Annotated in this window: 11 protein-coding genes; 3 read left to right on the forward strand and 8 right to left on the reverse strand. The window is 74.6% G+C overall.

Features of this window, described 5'->3' with window-relative positions; all coding sequences use genetic code 11:
• Window positions 1–640 (reverse strand): SMI1/KNR4 family protein (locus tag ACLIYP_RS27040; protein WP_459076356.1); only part of this gene is annotated, 640 nt, incomplete at its 3' end.
• 129 nt (window positions 641–769) lie between these two features.
• Here ACLIYP_RS27040 and ACLIYP_RS27045 point away from each other — a divergent pair.
• On the forward strand, window positions 770–1,003 hold the full coding sequence (locus ACLIYP_RS27045) for a hypothetical protein (protein WP_412715723.1): 234 nt from the start codon (window positions 770–772) through the stop codon (window positions 1,001–1,003).
• Between the two features lie 69 nt (window positions 1,004–1,072).
• Here ACLIYP_RS27045 and ACLIYP_RS27050 read toward each other — a convergent pair whose 3' ends face one another.
• Window positions 1,073–1,780: an AAA family ATPase gene (locus ACLIYP_RS27050; protein ID WP_412715724.1), complete on the reverse strand. Its 708-nt coding sequence runs from the start codon at window positions 1,778–1,780 to the stop codon at window positions 1,073–1,075.
• A gap of 218 nt (window positions 1,781–1,998) precedes the next feature.
• Here ACLIYP_RS27050 and ACLIYP_RS27055 point away from each other — a divergent pair, with 218 nt between their 5' ends.
• On the forward strand, window positions 1,999–3,162 hold the full coding sequence (locus tag ACLIYP_RS27055; protein ID WP_412715725.1) for an endo-1,4-beta-xylanase: 1,164 nt from the start codon (window positions 1,999–2,001) through the stop codon (window positions 3,160–3,162).
• Window positions 3,163–3,661: 499 nt separating this feature from the next.
• Here ACLIYP_RS27055 and ACLIYP_RS27060 read toward each other — a convergent pair whose 3' ends face one another.
• From ACLIYP_RS27060 to ACLIYP_RS27085, 6 genes are all read right to left on the reverse strand, one after another.
• Window positions 3,662–4,396, reverse strand: a complete 735-nt coding sequence (locus ACLIYP_RS27060) for a lytic polysaccharide monooxygenase (RefSeq protein WP_412715726.1) — start codon at window positions 4,394–4,396, stop codon at window positions 3,662–3,664.
• Window positions 4,397–4,562: 166 nt separating this feature from the next.
• Window positions 4,563–4,940, reverse strand: coding sequence for a hypothetical protein (locus ACLIYP_RS27065; RefSeq protein ID WP_412715727.1), 378 nt, complete (start codon window positions 4,938–4,940; stop codon window positions 4,563–4,565).
• A gap of 47 nt (window positions 4,941–4,987) precedes the next feature.
• On the reverse strand, window positions 4,988–6,241 hold the full coding sequence (locus ACLIYP_RS27070) for an MFS transporter (RefSeq protein WP_412715728.1): 1,254 nt from the start codon (window positions 6,239–6,241) through the stop codon (window positions 4,988–4,990).
• Between the two features lie 157 nt (window positions 6,242–6,398).
• Window positions 6,399–6,698 (reverse strand): hypothetical protein, encoded by a 300-nt coding sequence (locus tag ACLIYP_RS27075; protein WP_412715729.1) that lies wholly within the window; start codon window positions 6,696–6,698, stop codon window positions 6,399–6,401.
• A gap of 10 nt (window positions 6,699–6,708) precedes the next feature.
• A complete protein-coding gene (gene malQ, locus ACLIYP_RS27080; protein ID WP_412715730.1) occupies window positions 6,709–8,958 on the reverse strand; it encodes a 4-alpha-glucanotransferase in 2,250 nt (749 codons plus the stop codon).
• A gap of 35 nt (window positions 8,959–8,993) precedes the next feature.
• Window positions 8,994–9,257 carry a hypothetical protein gene (locus tag ACLIYP_RS27085; RefSeq protein WP_093849159.1) on the reverse strand — a complete coding sequence of 88 codons (264 nt, stop codon included), beginning with the start codon at window positions 9,255–9,257 and terminating at the stop codon, window positions 8,994–8,996.
• Between the two features lie 455 nt (window positions 9,258–9,712).
• On the opposite strand from ACLIYP_RS27085, the gene ACLIYP_RS27090 reads away from it, so the two are divergent.
• A partial coding sequence (locus tag ACLIYP_RS27090; protein WP_459076357.1) for a beta-N-acetylhexosaminidase family protein occupies window positions 9,713–10,130 on the forward strand: 418 nt, incomplete at its 3' end.

Below are 10,130 nucleotides of genomic sequence, written 5' to 3' on the forward strand. Positions count from 1 at the left end.
CGTGCGCCGGGGCCGAGCCCCCGCGCTCCGGCGCCGGCCCGGGCGCGGGCGGCCTCCAGGGGCGGGCGCCGACCAGGAAGGCGGTACGGCGCGCGGTGGGCGGCAGCGGTCCGAGCGCCCCGCCGCCGGGCATCCGGATCCCGGTGGTCAGCAGGGCGGCCAGGGTCTGCGTCAGTGTCGTCCCGCACTCGTGCCACGGATCGCTCCCGCGCCGGGCGGCCTCCGCGTCGAACACGACGACCGGCCACCGGTCGGGGTCGCCGGACGCCCCGGTGTCCCAGAGCAGCCTGACGCCCTCCCGCGTATCGCCCCAGGCCAGCAGCCCGCCGGGCTCGGGGTGGAACGGCGGCGGCTCCCGCCGCAGGGCCCGGCGGGAGGAGATGCGGCACTCCCGGTGGGTCTCCCACAGCCAGTCCCCGTAGTCGTATCCCCCCTCCCGCTCGCACGGCGCGTGCAGCCGCAGCCGCCCGCCGATCTCCAGCGGCCCGAGGGCGGAGACCAGCGCCCTGTAGTCGGCGGGCAGCCCCAGCCCAAGCCAGCTCTCGACCGCGTCCCAGTCGACGGGGACGGGCACGGCGGGCCGGCCGGAGTCCGTCGACGGCGGGAGCGTGAGCCGTGCGATGAGCGAGGACAGATCCATGGCGTGGCATGTTCGCACGTCGCACCGACAGCCGCGCGGCCCGGGGCGGGCGGGGCGGGTGGAAAGGGCGTTGTGCCGGGCGCGGCGGTGGGCCAGGATGCCGGGGGACGCCCGGGAGGAACGGCACTGATGGCGATACTCGTCCACTACCGCAAGCTCTCCGAGGACGCCTCCACCGTGCGCTACGCGTTCGGCGGGCACCCCGAGGAGACGGACCGGGCCATGACCCTGGACAAGGCGACCTACGGGGCCGAACCGGACGACGGCGAGGAGACCTTCGGCTTCCGGGCCGCGGTCCGCGGGATCGCCCGCGTCCACCGCGCCTCCGGCACCTGGCCCGAGCACGGGATGGTCGCCCACTAGGCACGGCCGCCCACCGGGCGTGCCGGCCCGCCGCGGAGAGCGCCCAGGGAGCGCCCCGGGGGGCGGTCCTCAGTCCAGGACGTGCCGCAGGTAGGCCCCGGGGTCGGCCAGGTAGCGGCGCCAGTGGTCGACCAGGGCGAGTTCGCCCCAGGCCGTCCGGCGCAGGCCGTGGTCGCCGACCTCGATGACGTCCGCGCCCGGCAGTGCGGTCAGCAGCGGTGAGTGGGTGGCGCAGACGACCTGGCCGCCGCTCCTCGCCAACCGGTCGATGTGGCCGATCAGTTCCAGGCAGGACGCGAACGACAGCGCCGCCTCCGGCTCGTCCATCACATACAGCCCGGGTCTCAGGAACTTCCCCCGGAACGCGGCGAGGAATCCCTCGCCGTGGCTGACCGAATCCGGCGCGAACCCCTCCCGTTCCAGCGCGTCCAGCGCCGTCTCCGCCCGCAGGAAGAACCCGGTGCGGGCGGACCAGCTTCCGAGCATGCGCCGCCCGCGCGGCGCCGCGTCGAACCGGATCCGCTCCCCCAGCTCCGACTTGGCGCGCGGGCTCGCGTAGCGCCAGTCGTGCGAGCCGCCCCAGGGGTCCAGACCGAAGCCCTCCGCCAGGGCCTCGACCAGCGTGGACTTCCCCGAACCGTTCTCGCCCACCAGGAACGTCACCGGCGCGGTGAAGCGCAGCCCGTCCGTGAGGAGCGCCCGTACGCAGGGGAGGGACCAGGGCCATTCCCCGTCGTCGTACGACTCCACGTGTGCGTACGCGCGTTCGACGATCATGCGCCGAGTCTGCCACGCGCCATGCGTCCCCGCGCCTCCCCCCGCGTCCGCACCCCCTTGCGTCCCACCCGGCACACCGGTGCGCGGGACGGCGGCGGCCAACACGGCGGTGCACGGGTATTGACGCCCTGGCCGAACGGCCCTTAGCGTCCCTGAACCAAGTGTCCGGAAACTTTCCGGAAACTTTGAAAAGGTCGACCGAAAATGGGAGCCCTCCGATGAGACCCATCCGCATCGCCACCGCCGCACTCACCGCGGCCGCACTGTCCCTGCCCCTGGTGGTGACCTCGGCCACGGCCGCCCCGCCCGCCGACCAGCAGGCCGCGCCCCACTCCAACGCCAAGTTCGACCGGCTTCGCGAGGCCGCTCCCAAGGGGTTCTACGTGGGCACCGCCGTGGCGGGTGGCGGCCACCACCTCGAGCAGGACTACCCGGACCCGTTCACCCACGACCGGAAGTACCGGAAGATCCTGGGGCAGCAGTTCAACTCGGTCTCCCCCGAGAACCAGATGAAGTGGGAGTTCATCCACCCCGAGCGGGACACCTACGACTTCGGGGCGGCCGACGCCATCGTCGAGTTCGCCGAGCGCCACCGGCAGGTCGTGCGCGGCCACACGCTCCTGTGGCACAGCCAGAACCCCGAGTGGCTGGAGCAGGGCGACTTCTCCAAGGAGGAGCTGCGCGAGATCCTGCGCGAGCACATCACCACCGTCGTCGGCCGCTACGCCGGCAAGATCCAGCAGTGGGACGTGGCCAACGAGATCTTCGACGACCAGGGCAACCTGCGCACCCAGGACAACATCTGGATCCGCGAGCTCGGACCGGAGATCATCGCCGACGCCTTCCGCTGGGCCCACGAGGCCGACCCGGAGGCGAGGCTGTTCTTCAACGACTACAACGTGGAGAGCGACAACGCCAAGAGCGACGCCTACTACGAGCTCAGCCAGGAGCTGCTCGCGCAGGGCGTGCCCGTGCACGGCTTCTCCGTGCAGGCGCACCTGAGCATGCGCTACGGCTTCCCGGGCGACCTCCAGCAGAACCTGCAGCGGTTCGACGACCTCGGCCTGGAGACGGCCGTCACCGAGCTGGACATCCGCATGGACCTGCCGGAGAGCGGCGTGCCCACCGCCGAGCAGCAGAAGCAGCAGGCCGACTGGTACCAGCGGGTGCTGGAGGCGTGCCTGGCGGTCGAGGAGTGCAACTCCTTCACCATCTGGGGCTTCACCGACAAGTACTCCTGGGTGCCGGTGTTCTTCCAGGGCGAGGGCTCGGCGACGGTCATGACCGAGGACTTCGAGCGCAAGCCCGCCTTCTACGCCCTGCGGTCCTCTCTGAAGGACGCCAAGTGGGAGCAGTGGAAGGAGAGCCGCAAGCGCCGCTGAGCGCGTCCGGCCGCAGGACGTCCGCCCGCCGCCGACCGTATGCGGTGGGCAGCCCGAGGATCCCCCCGCCGGGCCCGCCACCGCCCCTCTCCGGGCGGCGGCGGGCCCGGCCGCTTCCGCCCCACATCCGCTCGCCCCCGGCCGGCCGCGCTGACGGCGGCCACCGCGGCGGGGGCGGCCGGGCCGGGGACGGCGGAGGCCCGTTCGAGGTCTGGCGGTACGGCCCCGCCTCCCTGTGGGACCGGGTGGAGGCCGCCCGGCGCGTGTACGAGGCCGAAGGCTGCCCGCGACAGGGCGAGTTCGGCCTGACGGTCACCCGCGACGGCCGCCAGGAGATCCGGCTGCGCGACCCCGGCCGCGTCACCGGCTGAAGGCGTACGCGGCGCACGTATGGCGGGGAACCGAGAGGGCCGGCGCGCGCCCCTGCGGGCGCGCGCCGGCCCGGCCGCGGTCACACGGCCGCAAGACCACGCGGTCACGCGGTCACGCGGTCACCGGGTCAGGCGGCCGCGCAGGCTCCGAGGTCCTCCCAGACGCCCCACTCGCCGGTGGTGCCGGGCTCCTCGCCCTGCGTCCACCACTTGGCGCGCCAGGTGTGCCCCTCGTGGGTGACGGTGCTGCCGCCGGTGTACACGTTCCCGGCGCCCCAGTTCGGCGAGGCGCAGGCGCCCGGCTCTCCGTCGCCGCCGCCGTCGCCACCGCCGTCACCGCCGCCCGTGCCGCCGATGTTGACGTCGATGCAGGCGTAGAAGGCGTTGGCGGTGTCCGCCACGTTCCACACCGCGAGGACCTTCTGACGGCCGGTGAGGCCGCCGAAGTTCACCTGGTGGCTGACCTGGGAGGGCGGCTGAGCACGGTTGCCGTCGAACTCGGCGATCTTCCGGTCGCCGATGAAGTACTGCCACGTGTCGGTGGCGTGGCGCGCCGTCAGGCTCCAGGTGAAGGTGTGGGAGGAACCGACCGGCGTGACCCGCCAGGCCTTGCTGTCGTCGTCGAGTTCGGCGAACTGCTGGTTGCCGCCACTGCAGCTCCTGAGCCCCTTCGGCCCCTCGACGCTCTGCGGCTCGTACGAGATCTGGCCGCAGTCGACGACGCCCTCGGCGCACTGGTCCTGGCGGCTGCCGGGGTCGGTCACCCAGCCGTGGGCGTTGGCCGTACCCGCCGGAAGGCTGACGGCGAGCAGGGGGGCGACCATCGCGCCGAGCGCAAGGGCCACTCGCTTCTTCGTGTTCATGCCATTCCACTTTCTTCGGTGTCGTCGAGACCGCCACCCGGAAGCCCGGTGCGACCGGGTGGGGTACGGCGCGCACGCCGTGCCGGTCGCACCGCCCCGCCGGGTGGCGCGGGAGCGTGGACACACCGGATGCCGCGAGAGGTGTCGCCGTCCACGCGCCGTGCCCTCACACGGACAGCGCCGTGGGACGAGGACAGAGGCTGACCTGAGGTCTAGACCTGAGGTTCTCAGGTCTAGACCTTAGCGGCGGACCGTCCTCGGTCAAGGGGTTGAACAGAGCGAACTTCCGGCCGACACAGCCGACTTCGAGCACCACCGCAGCCCCCGCCTGCCTCACGGACCCACCCGATCCGGCACCTACGTCGGCCGGTTCGAGACGGCGGTGCGCCGCCCGCAGCCGGACGCCTCCAGGCTGTTCGACGAGATCCTCGGCACCGGCGAACACCCGCAGCGCCTGTGCCGACCGGCCCGGAAGTAAGGCCCCCGACGGGCCCGCGCCGGTCTTCCCGAACGCCGGCCGGTCAGCCTTCGTGACGGCGGTCAAGAGCGGCATGCTCTGACGCCCGCGCCGGGCCCGCGCGCCACCGCGCCTTACGGCGCGGTCGTGGCCGGTTCCGGACCGGAGGCGGAGACAGCGGCGGCATCGGCGGGCCGGGAGGCCGCCGCCCACCGGACTGCCGGGCCCATGGCCCAGGAGGCGGCGAGGAAGGCCGCGCCCAGGGCGAGCCAGCCGAGCGGGCCGCCGCCCAGGACCAGCCAGGTCAGCAGCAGCGGGCCGAACATGCGGGCGACGGCCGCTCCCGTGCCGAAGAAGCCCTGGTACTGGCCGTGGCGGCCCTCCGGGGCGAGGCCGAAGGAGATCTCCCAGGCGCCGGAGGCCAGCGCCGTCTCACCCAGGACCTGGAGGCAGGCGGCCGCCAGGAGGACCGCGAGGGCCGTCCACGGCGAGGCGGGGACGGTGGTGAGGGCGAAGGCCGCGCAGGAGACGAGCATCAGCACGCCCGCGGCGCGTATGTGGCGGGTGGCGGTGCGCAGGTCCCGCACCCCGCGCGCCACGCGGACCTGGAGGGCGACGACGCCGAGGGTGTTGAGCATCAGCAGCGCCGCCACCGTCCAGCGCGGGGCCTCGGTGCGCTGCACCACCCACAGCGGGATGACGACGCTGAGCAGCGGCATGTACAGCAGCAGCGCCGTGTGAAGCGCGGTGATCAGCGCGTACGGGCGGTCGCGCAGGACGGCCAGCCGCGGGGTGCCGGACGCCGCCGGCGGGGTGGGGGTGACGGCGGGCAGGCGCGTCAGGACGAGGGCGGCGGCGAGGAAGGCGAGCGCGTCCGCCGCCAGGACCGCGCGGTACGCGGCGGCGGTGTCGAGGTGGAGGGCCAGGCCGCCGAGCGCGGCGCCGGCGGCGAGTCCGGCGTTCGCCGTGGACTGCAGGTACGCGCGGACGCGGGTGCGCTCCCGCTCGGTGACCAGGGCGGCCAGCAGCGCCTGCCGGGCCGCGCCCAGCCCGCACTGGCAGCAGGCGTACAGCACGGCGGCCAGGACGAAGGCGGGCAGGCCGCGGACGGTGAGGAAGACGGCGACCGCCGCTCCCGTGGCCACCGCCAGCGCGGCGGCCGTGCCGCGCGCCCCGCGCCGGTCGGCCAGGTGGCCCAGGGGTACGCCCGCCACCGCGCCGGCCGCCCACCCGACGGTGAGGCCGAGGCCGACCTCGGTCGCGGACAGGCCGACGACGCGGGTGAAGTACAGCGCGGAGCAGACGTAGTACGCGCCGTCGCCGACGGAGTTGATCAGTTGGGCCAGTGCCAGCCGCCGGGACGGAGCCGGCCGTGTCCGCAGGGTCATGCCGTGACGCTACGGAGCCGTCGGGTCCTCCCGGCAGGGACAATCGGCGGCCGGTTCGCCGGGCCAATCACCCGGTCGGCCACCGGGCGGGCCGGTGGAGGGCCGGTCCGTCGTCCGGAGCCCCGCCGCGGTGCGCCGGGGAGGGGCGGGCCGCGGATCAGCCGCGGTTGGGCTCCTGCCGGCCGCCGATCTGGCCGCTCGGGCGCGAGGACTTGTCGCCGACCATCACCAGCGCGGCGATGATCGCGAACAGGGCGAGGGGCGCCACGACGTACAGGCCGAGGGTCTCGACCACGCTCAGGCCGGTGCCCGGGTCGTCGCCGTCGTCGCGGTAGAGGGCGAGGGCGGAGGGGGAGGCGACCAGCAGCGTCAGCGCGGTGAGGGCGGTGACGAATCCGGCGCGCACGGCGGTGCCGGCGCTCCTGACGTTCTCGTTGACCTTGACCTTGTTGTCCACGGAGTCAACGCTAGCGAACCTCTCCGGAGGTCACGCGTCCAGGGTGGTCTTCGGGTTCCGCGTGGCTCTCCTCGTGCTGCCCGCCGTGCTGCCCGGGTGCCGGTATGCGGCGCTCGCGCGGCCCGTGCAGCTCCTCGTACACCGTCTCCAGCAGATCGCGCATCCGGGGCGAGGTGACCAGCTCCTCCAGGGTGACGGGCCTGCCGTCGCCGTCGGCGACGGGCAGCCGCCAGTTGGGGTACTGGTCCCAGGTGCCCGGCACGTTCTGCGGGCGCCGGTCCCCGACGCCGTCGGGCAGCCAGACCCCGACCATCCTCGCGGGGGTGCGGGCCAGGAAGCGGTACAGGCCCCTGATCTCGCTCTCCTCCTCGCCCGGCCCCTCCGGCAGCAGGTCCAGACGGGTCAGGTGGGAGATCCACTCGGCGGTCTCCATGGCGTCCCGGGTCTGCTCATCGGCGAGCGGGCCCGCCAGCAGCCCGAGGCCGTCGCGCAGCCGTACGTGGTCGCCGCTGAGGCGGGCGGCGGTGCTGGGCAGGTCGTGGGTGGTGGCGGTGGCCAGGCAGTCGGCGCGCCAGTCCTGCGGCTCCAGCGGCTGGGGGGTCTCGTGGTTGGGGGTGCGGATGTGGTCGTAGTCGCGCTCGAACCACAGCACGGAGGTGCCCAGCACGCCGCGCCCGGCCAGCTCTCCGCGCACGCCCGGCTCGACGGTGCCCAGGTCCTCGCCCACGACGACCGATCCGGCGCGGTACGCCTCCAGGGCGAGCACTCCGAGCATGGCCTCGGCGTCGTAGCGCACGTAGGCGCCCTCCGTGGGCGGGCGGCCCTCGGGGATCCACCACAGCCGGAACAGGCCCATCACGTGGTCGATGCGCAGGCCGCCGGTGTGCCTCAGCAGCCCGCGCAGCAGCGTGCGGTAGGGGGCGTAGCCGGAGGCGGCCAGCGCGCCCGGGTTCCAGGGCGGCAGGCCCCAGTCCTGGCCGTGGGGGCTGAAGGCGTCCGGCGGGGCGCCGATGGACATGCCGGTGGCCAGGAAGTCCTTGAGCGCCCAGGCCTCCGCCCCGGAGGGGTGGACGCCGAGCGCCATGTCGTGCACCAGGCCGATGGACATGCCCGCGTCGCGGGCGGTGCGCTGGGCGCGGGCGAGCTGGGCGTCGGTGAGCCAGGCCAGCCAGGTGTGGAAGTCCACCCGGTCCAGCAGTTCACCGCGGGCGCGGGCGGTGGCGGCCGAGCGGGGGTCGTCCAGGCCGGCGGGCCAGGAGCGCCAGTCCGGCCCGTGGATCTCGGCGAGGGCGCACCAGACGGCGTGGTCCTCCAGGTCCTGGCCCTGTTCGGCGAGGAAGTCGCAGTACGCGACGTGGCGGCCGGGGCCGAGGGGGACGGTGCGCACCAGTTCCAGGGCGCGGCGCTTGAGCGACCACACCGCGTCGCGGTCGATCATCCCGTCCTTGGCGAGGGTGGCCTCGCGCAGTTCGGCGGCCTGGGCCAGCAGTGCGTCCGCCTTCGCGCGGGCCTCGCCGCGCAGGTAGGCGTACTCGGGGATCTCCTCGATCCGCAGGTGCACCGGGTCGGCGAAGCGCCGCGAGGAGGGCCGGTAGGGGGAGGGGTCCACCCTCTCGCCCTCGGCGGCGGGCACGGCCGAGTGCAGGGGGTTGAGCTGGATGAAGTCGGCTCCGGTCGCGCGCCCGGACCAGGCGGCCAGATCGGCGAGGTCGGCGAGGTCGCCCATGCCCCACGAGCGCGAGGACAGCAGCGAGTAGAGCTGGACGAGCAGGCCGAAGGAACGGCCCCGGACGGCCGGGAAGCGGTCCGGGGCGACGATCAGGGCGGCGCTCGCGGTGCGGCCGTCGGGGGCCTCGGCGTGGAGGGTGTGGCAGCCCAGGGGCAGCCGCTCGCCTTCGGCGTCCGGGTCGGCCCCCCAGTCCAGGGTGCGCCCGTCCTCCGTCTCGACCCTCAGCGCGGTGCCGTCGGGGAGCGGGGGGACGCCGCCGCGGACGGCGGGCTGGGACGTGGCGGGCGGGGAGGTGTCGCCGCGGGAGGAGGCCGCGCGTACGACGACGGTGGGCGGCAGCAGCCGGGCCGCCTCCTCGCGCGCGTGGCGCGCCAGGGCGTCGCGTACGGCGTCCGGGGTGGAGGCGTCGACGCCCAGTGCGGCGAGCACTTCGACGATCGTGTCGTCGGGCACCCGGATCGTACGGCCCGGGGCCGGGTCGTAGGAGGTGCAGACTCCGTGCGCCGCGGCCAGTCGCGCCAGTCGGCTCATGGGAACTCCCTCCGCTCTCCCTGGGCTCTCCGGGCCTAGATCTCCGCGGAATCCGTTCCGTATCCCACCCCGGCCGGTTCACTGGTCAGCGGGAGTTCGGCGGCCAGCGGCGGCTCACTGGTGAGCGGGGCGGCGTCGGCGAGCGGGGGTTCGCTGGTCAGCGGTGTCTCGGCGTAGTCCCAGGAGCAGGAGCCGTCCAGGCCGGAGTCGGGGTCGGAGACTCCGGACAGGTCGATCGGCTCCTGCCCCTGTTTGGGGAACAGGGGGAGGGGGGTGAGGAGTTCAGCGGACGCGGCCACGGAGGCCTCCGTTCGTTGCTGTCGGTCGGACATCAGGGCCCTACCCACTGAGGCGGAACCCAGACACTTTCGGCGGCATAAACGTGACATGGCTCACAGAGTCGCCGCCGATGATTTCGCGGTGTGACGCGCCTGTCAGCGTAGGGCATTCGAGCAAAGCGGGCATCTCGACCAGGATTTACCGCCTCCCCGCGGGCCGGCCGTCCGGTTGGGCGTACGGCCGGGCATCCGGGCACGGCCCGCCCCAGCACGCCCCCGGTTCTTCCCGCCTCGGCCGCACCGGTCGACAAACCGGGCACTTCGGCCCCTGTCGTTGACACCCTCACCACGGCGGTGATGGGCTCGTCACCGATCGGCGGGCCCGGGGCCCGGCCGGGGAGCCGCTCCGGGCCGGAGCGGGGAACCGGACTGGGGCTGCGGGCCGGGAAACGGGTCGAGAGGGGCCTGAGGAAGACGTGAACCACGCGACGCATGGCCGCGCCACACGCCGGACCGGTGCGACGGCACTGGTCGCGGCCGTCCTCGGCGGACTGCTCGGCGGCGCACCGGCCGCGCACTCGGCCCCGCCCCAGGACAGGACCGCGGAGGAACCCGCGCGCCAGGCCGCGGGCCCGGACGACCGCGTCCGCCTGGAGGGCGCCCCCGGTGTGTGGCCGCGCCCCCAGTCCCTGCGCACGCGCGGTCCGTCCGTGCCCGTCGGCCGGGAGGTGCTGCTGGTCGCCGACGAGGGCGCCGACCCGTACGCCCTCGACACCGTCCGCGACGTCCTGCGCGCGGCCGGCGCGCGCGAGGAGCCGCTGCTGCCCGGGGTGCAGGCTGCGGTCGGCGCTGCACTCGTCTGCCAGCGCGCGGGCGGCGTCGGCGGGAGGGTGG

The organism is Streptomyces nanhaiensis (assembly GCF_046614825.1).
Classification (GTDB): Bacteria; Actinomycetota; Actinomycetes; order Streptomycetales; family Streptomycetaceae; genus Streptomyces; species Streptomyces radiopugnans.

Bases quoted from the DNA above. Each gene is read 5' to 3' on its own strand.
- ACLIYP_RS27050 (WP_412715724.1), bottom strand. From the start codon at position 1,780: ATGATCGTCGAACGCGCGTACGCACACGTGGAGTCGTACGACGACGGG.
- ACLIYP_RS27060 (WP_412715726.1), bottom strand. From the start codon at position 4,396: ATGAACACGAAGAAGCGAGTGGCCCTTGCGCTCGGCGCGATGGTCGCC.
- ACLIYP_RS27055 (WP_412715725.1), top strand. From the start codon at position 1,999: ATGAGACCCATCCGCATCGCCACCGCCGCACTCACCGCGGCCGCACTG.
- ACLIYP_RS27070 (WP_412715728.1), bottom strand. From the start codon at position 6,241: ATGACCCTGCGGACACGGCCGGCTCCGTCCCGGCGGCTGGCACTGGCC.
- ACLIYP_RS27045 (WP_412715723.1), top strand. From the start codon at position 770: ATGGCGATACTCGTCCACTACCGCAAGCTCTCCGAGGACGCCTCCACC.
- malQ (WP_412715730.1), bottom strand. From the start codon at position 8,958: ATGAGCCGACTGGCGCGACTGGCCGCGGCGCACGGAGTCTGCACCTCC.